This is a genomic window from Streptomyces sp. WELS2, from assembly GCF_013870595.1.
Classification (GTDB): domain Bacteria; phylum Actinomycetota; class Actinomycetes; order Streptomycetales; family Streptomycetaceae; genus Streptomyces.
The window spans coordinates 1-5695 of sequence record NZ_JACBWZ010000393.1; the positions used below are offsets into that span (position 1 = coordinate 1).

5 protein-coding genes are annotated in these 5695 nt (G+C 73.8%); 2 read left to right on the top strand and 3 right to left on the bottom strand.

Features of this window, described 5'->3' with window-relative positions:
* On the top strand, positions 1-2109 hold a 2109-nt coding region (locus H5J33_RS21360), incomplete at its 5' end, for a WD40 repeat domain-containing protein (protein WP_399552893.1).
* Between the two features lie 114 nt (positions 2110-2223).
* On the opposite strand, the gene H5J33_RS21365 is transcribed toward H5J33_RS21360, so the two are convergent.
* The 3 genes from H5J33_RS21365 to H5J33_RS21375 all read right to left on the bottom strand — a co-directional run bounded on the left by H5J33_RS21365 (position 2224) and on the right by H5J33_RS21375 (position 4840).
* Positions 2224-2649 (bottom strand): MazG-like family protein, encoded by a 426-nt coding sequence (locus tag H5J33_RS21365; RefSeq protein WP_258565272.1) that lies wholly within the window; start codon positions 2647-2649, stop codon positions 2224-2226.
* A gap of 178 nt (positions 2650-2827) precedes the next feature.
* The gene (locus H5J33_RS21370; protein ID WP_181796532.1) at positions 2828-3988 is read right to left on the bottom strand and encodes an alpha-hydroxy-acid oxidizing protein; all 1161 of its coding nucleotides are present in this window, start codon (positions 3986-3988) and stop codon (positions 2828-2830) included.
* Positions 3989-4225: 237 nt separating this feature from the next.
* Entirely contained in the window at positions 4226-4840 is a 615-nt protein-coding gene (locus H5J33_RS21375) for a TetR family transcriptional regulator (RefSeq protein ID WP_181796533.1), read from the bottom strand.
* 82 nt (positions 4841-4922) lie between these two features.
* Here H5J33_RS21375 and H5J33_RS21380 point away from each other — a divergent pair.
* A partial coding sequence (locus tag H5J33_RS21380) for an oxidoreductase (protein ID WP_181796534.1) occupies positions 4923-5695 on the top strand: 773 nt, incomplete at its 3' end.

Here is a 5695-nt window from a genome sequence, read left to right on the forward strand (position 1 = left end):
CGGACCCCGGAGACCCGGTCCGCCCTCATCGGCGCCCTCGCCCAGCGCGACCTGCCCACGTTCACCGTGCCCGACCCCACGGACACCCAGCTGCTCAGCCCGGACGGGCGGACCCTCTTCGGGCTGGGCGGCGGCAGGTTCGTCCGCCGGGACCTGGTGACCCATCGGGTGACCGGCAACAGGCGGCTGCCGGGTGGTGTGGACGACCTCACCGTCGCCGACCTGAGCCCCGACGGGCGCTATGTGGCCGTGCCGGCCGGGGAGGACGGCCTGCGCGTCCGGATGTGGGACACAGGTACCGGCCGCTACCACGGCCCGGCCCTGGGGCCCGCCGGCGACGGGTCCGGCACGCTGGGCAAGCCGTTGCCGGCAGGCGTCCCCGAAGGTGCCGCGGGGGAGCGGGACATGCTGGTCGGCGCTGCGGGCGGCACCCGGGCGGAGTTCGGTTTCAGCTCCAGCGGGCACGCCTACCTCTTCCTCACCGGCAGCCGCCTGGAGGTGTGGGACACCGGCAGCGGGCGCCGTCTGTTCACCCACACCGCCAAGGAGCTGGAGACGGCCGGCGGCGGCGACATGAGCCCCGACAACCGGCTGGTCGCGATGTGTGTGCAGGGCGGCGTCAGGGTCTGGGACATCCCGGCCCGGCACCGTGTCGACACGGGCTGGCGCAAGCGGTTCGCCTGCGGACCGGAGGCCAGGCTTCAGTTCTCGCCCGACAGCCGCACCCTGACCGCCACGGACACGACCGGGATCCGGCGGATCACGGCCCGGACCGGGGCCCAACCACCCCGGCTCGCTCAAGTGGCGCCGCTGAGCTGCGTGTTCAGCACGGACGGCACGCTGCTGGCCGGGGTGGGCGGTAACGACCTGCTGCTGTGGCGGCTGGACCACCCCCAAGCGCCCGTGGTCCGGTACCCGTTGACCGACATCCAGCCGGACGACATCCGCATCGACACCACCGCCCGCGTCCTGCGCTACACCGCCGCCGGCTCGAACGGGGCGACCGTCGTCCACGGCATCGACATCGGCAGCGCGCTGTCGCCGCACTGGAGCACGCGTGCCGCCGCCGCGGCGACCCTGAGCGCCGACGGTTCGGTGCTGGCCGTCCTGGACAGCGGCGGCAAGGGCCCGGCCCGGCTGCGGATCCACGACGGGCTGACCGGCCGGCCGCGGTACACGATCCGCGTGGCCGGGGTGCCCGGGGACTCCGACGCCCTGCGGGACAGCGGCCGGACGGCGATGTTCCTCAGCGCCGACGGCCGGCGCCTCGCCTTCGGCTCGGGCCCGGCCGACCCGATGGGGCCGACGCGGATCACCGTGTGGGACACCGTCCACGACCGGAAGCTCACCGAGCTGAAACCCTACGACGACGACATGCCCCTGGCCGGGTGGGTGCTCAGCCCGGACGGCCGGGAACTGCTGACCACCGGCATCGTCGACGCGACGGTGACCGTATGGGACGCCGGCACCGGCCGCAAGGCCGGGGACATCCGGGTCCAGGAGGCGCGGAAGGGGCGGGACGACGCCGGTGCCGGGGCCTTCGTCAGCTCCATGTCGTACGACGGCGCCGTCCTGTTGATGAGCGACGGAACCCTGCTGTCGGCCGACGGCCACGGCCGGCGACGGGAGACGATGGACTGCGCTTGCGTGAGCGTCCTGAGCCCCGACGGCAAGCGCGCCGCCTTCGCGGACGTCGACGGCGGCATCACGGTGTGGGACGTCGGGCGAGGGACCTCGCTGGGCTCGCTGCCCGGCGGCTACTTCAGGGGCGCCACGGGCGAACAGGAGGAGACGACCGCGCTGGCGTTCTCCCCGGACGGCAGCGTGCTGGCCGCGGCCGGAGCGCAGGGCACCGTACGGCTGTGGGACGTCGACTCCCGCCGCCGGCTGGGCACCGACCTGCCCACGGCCGGCGACCGCGTCCTCGCCCTCGCCTTCACCGACGGCGGAGGCAGCCTGTACGTCGCGGGGGAACACGTACCGTCGCAGCGCGTCGTGCTGGACCCGGACCGCGTGGCCGGGACGGTGTGCCACCGCGCCGGGGGCGGGCTGTCCCGCGCGCAATGGCGGATGTACGTGGCGGACGTTCCTTACCGGCGGGTCTGTTAGCGGGCGCGGGGGTGCGCACCCGGCGCGGCCACCACGCGGCACCGCGATCCACTGCGTCCGCGTCCGGCCGGTGCGTCGGCGAGGACCGGGGGACGGGCCGCGTTTCGTCTCCCTTCACCGTCCTTCCCGTCGGTCCGCCGCCGAGGCGCACGCCGCCCGGTGCCGCCGGTTCCCGTCCCCTTCGAACGCGAGGAACTTCGCGGACTTCTCGGCGAGCACGGCGGCGAAGAACGCGGGCGCCTCCTCGCCGAGCATCCGGTACAGCGCGACCAAGCTGGTGATCGCGGTGTCCGCGACCTCCTCCTGCACCTGCCGCCACGTGTGGCTCCGGCCCTTTCTGGGGTTGGTGCCCCACGCGCCGATCACCGCCTGCGCGGTCTCGCCGGCCTCCTCGGAGATCTTGAGCGCTTGCAGCGTCCACTGCTGCTCCGGGGGCATCCCGCGCTCGGTGTCCAGGGCGGTGAAGAGCGCGGCGAGACGGCCGATGTCGTCCCATGGCGGCGGCGCGTCCGAGGTGATGGGTCCTTCGGGGATGCTCATAGGGGTTCGCGCTCCTGGGAGTTCCGCCGGCTCGGGGGCCGGACCGCGTTCATGATGGCAGGCGGCCACTCCGGTCGCGATCCCGTCCGCGGCCCACGCCCCCGACACGTCACCGGTGCCCTGCGGGACGTGGCCCGGAGACGGCGACGGCCCCCGCGCACACGGCCCGTACCGTCGGTCAGCGGACGCGGCGCAGGGCCTCCGGGGTCAGGTCGGCGAGGGTGGGATAGCCGTCGACGGCCATGAGGAGGTCGGTCTCGGCGAGCAGGGCACGCAGCACGTGCACGATGCCGTCGGTGCCGCCGAGGGCCGCGCCGTAGGCGTAGGGGCGGCCGATGCCCACGGCCGTGGCGCCCAGGGCGATGGCCTTGACGACGTCGGCTCCGCTGCGCACCCCGGAGTCGAACAGCACGGGCAGGCCGTCGGCGGCCTCGGCCACGGCGGGCAGGGCGTCGAGCGCGGGCAGGCCGCCGTTGGCCTGCCGGCCGCCGTGGTTGGAGCAGTAGACGCCGTCCACACCGCCGTCCTTGGCGCGGCGGACGTCGTCGGGGTGGCAGATGCCCTTGAGGATCAGCGGCAGATCGGTCATCGACCGCAGCCAGGGCAGGTCGTTCCAGGTGAGCGGATTGCCGAAGAGCCGCACCCAGTGCATCACGGCGGCCGCCGGATCCTCCTCGGGAGGTTTGGCGAGCCGGGAGCGGAACACCGGGTCGGAGAAGTAGTTGGCCAGGCAATGGCCGCGCAGCTGGGGGAAGTTGGCGGCCGTCAGGTCGCGCGGTCGCCAGCCGGGGATCCAGGTGTCGAGGGTGACCACGATGCCCCGGAACCCGGCGGCCTCCGCCCGGTGCACCAGGCTCTCGGCCACCTCCCGGTCGGTGGGCGTGTAGAGCTGGAAGAAGCCGGGCGTGTCGCCGAACTCGGGGACCACCTCCTCCATCGGGTCGACCGTGAGGGTGGAGGCGACCATGGGCACGCCGGTGCGGGCGGCGGCCCGCGCGGCGGCGAGATCGCCGTGGCCGTCCTGGGCGCACAGCCCGATCACCCCGACCGGCGCCATGAACAGCGGTGTGGCCAGCCGCATGCCGAACAGGTCCACCGACAGGTCGCGTCGGGTGGGGCTCACCATCATCCGCGGCACGAGTCCCCATCCCTCGAACGCGGTGACGTTCGCCCGCTGGGTGTACTCGTCACCGGCACCGCCGGCCACGTACGAGCGCACCGACGGCGACATGGCCGCCTGGGCCTGTGCTTCGAGGTCCGCGTAGGTCATCGGCAGGCCGGGGACCACTCCCCGCAGCCCGTCGAGGTAGATCTCGTACTGGTAGTCGGCGTAGGACATGATCCGGCTCCCCGGTGCTTCGCTGTTTCCGGTACGGCCCGTCGGCACGGGCGTCGAGTCCGACAGCGGAAGCGACGGCCCCGCAGGCCCACGGGACGCGGGATTGCCGCCCAACATACGCCCCGGACGCGGGAATCGGCGAAGCCGCCCGAGTCCTTCCGGGCCCCGGGCCGTGCCACCCTCCGGCCAGCCGGGCGACGCGCGCCCGGCCTGTCCGGGCGGCACGGCTGTGCGGACCTACTCGCCTGGCACGGCGTCCAGCGCCGGCGCGATGACCGCGAAGCATTCGTCGGTCAGCGCGGCGGGATCCTCCGTGCCGTCGCTCTCGCTCCACTGTTGCAGCACCGTGTGGAAGGCGGTCAGCGCCATCCCGGCGGCCAGGCGCGGGTACAGCTCCGCCGCCGGATCGAGGCCGAGGCGCTCGGCGACCACGGCCGCCAGCTCCTCGCGCCACTGGGCCTGGCGTTCGAGGAAGCGGGCGAGCAGGGCGGGGGTTCCGAGGATCAACTGCACGACGCGCAGGGTCCGTTCGGTCTGACCCGCGCAGGCGTCGATGGACCGCCACACCGTGTGCCGCAGGGCGGTGGACGGCGGTTCGGACGCCGGACGGCTCGCCAGCTCCTCCCGCATGGCCGCGCCCAGCCCGGTCAGGAACTGGACGACCACGTCCTCCTTGGAGGCGAAGTAGCGGAAGAACGTCCGCTTGGACACCCCCGCGGCGGCGGCGATCTCGTCCACCGTGACCGCGTCGAACCCGCCGCGCGCCAGCAGTCCCAGCGCCGCCTGGGTCAACTCGTCGGCGACGAGCTGCCGCTTGCGCTGGGCCAGGGTTCCTACGGGACGGGAAGTCATCCCCCCATCGTATCCGTCGTGCCCTGCTTGGCTCTCGATGCCACACTTGACACTCGATGACACATCGGGCACGGTGAGCCGTATGACGAGTCAGAAGCGCTGGACCGCCGACCGGATTCCGGACCAGGAGGGGCGGGTGTTCGTCGTGACGGGCGCGAACAGCGGCCTCGGCCTCGCGACCACCCGGGCACTCGCCCGCAAAGGCGCCCATGTGATCCTCGCCGTCCGTGACGAGGACAAGGGGCGGCGAGCGGTCGCACGGGCGACGGCCGGCGGATCCGGGGCCCGGCTCGAGGTGCGGCGGCTGGACCTGTCCGACCCGGACTCGGTCCGCGCGTTCGCCGGCCGGCTGCGCTCCGACGGCGTGCGTCCCGACGTGCTCGTCAACAACGCCGGCGTGATGGCGCCGCCCAGGACGCTCACCGCGCGGGGTCAGGAAGTCCAGTTCGCCGTCAACCACCTCGGCCACTTCGCCCTCACCGGCCTGCTGCTCGACCTGCTGGCCCGGGGCGACGACCCCCGCGTGGTCACGGTGACCTCCGCCAACCACCGCCGGGGCAGGATCTTCTTCGACGATCCGACCGGTGAGCGCGGGTACTCGCCGATGGGGTACTACAACCAGTCCAAGCTCGCCAACGCCGTGTTCGGCCGGGAGCTGCACCGGCGGCTGAGCGCGGCCGGCAGCCCGGTCCGCAGCGTGCTCGCCCACCCCGGCTACGCGGCCACGAATCTGCAGACGGCCGCCCCCGTCGCCATGGTGAGGTTCCTCTTCGGCCGTCTGCTCCTGCCCCTCGCCCAGACCCCGGACCAGGGCGCCCTGCCCCAGCTGTACGCGGCCACCGCCGAGGAGGTGCG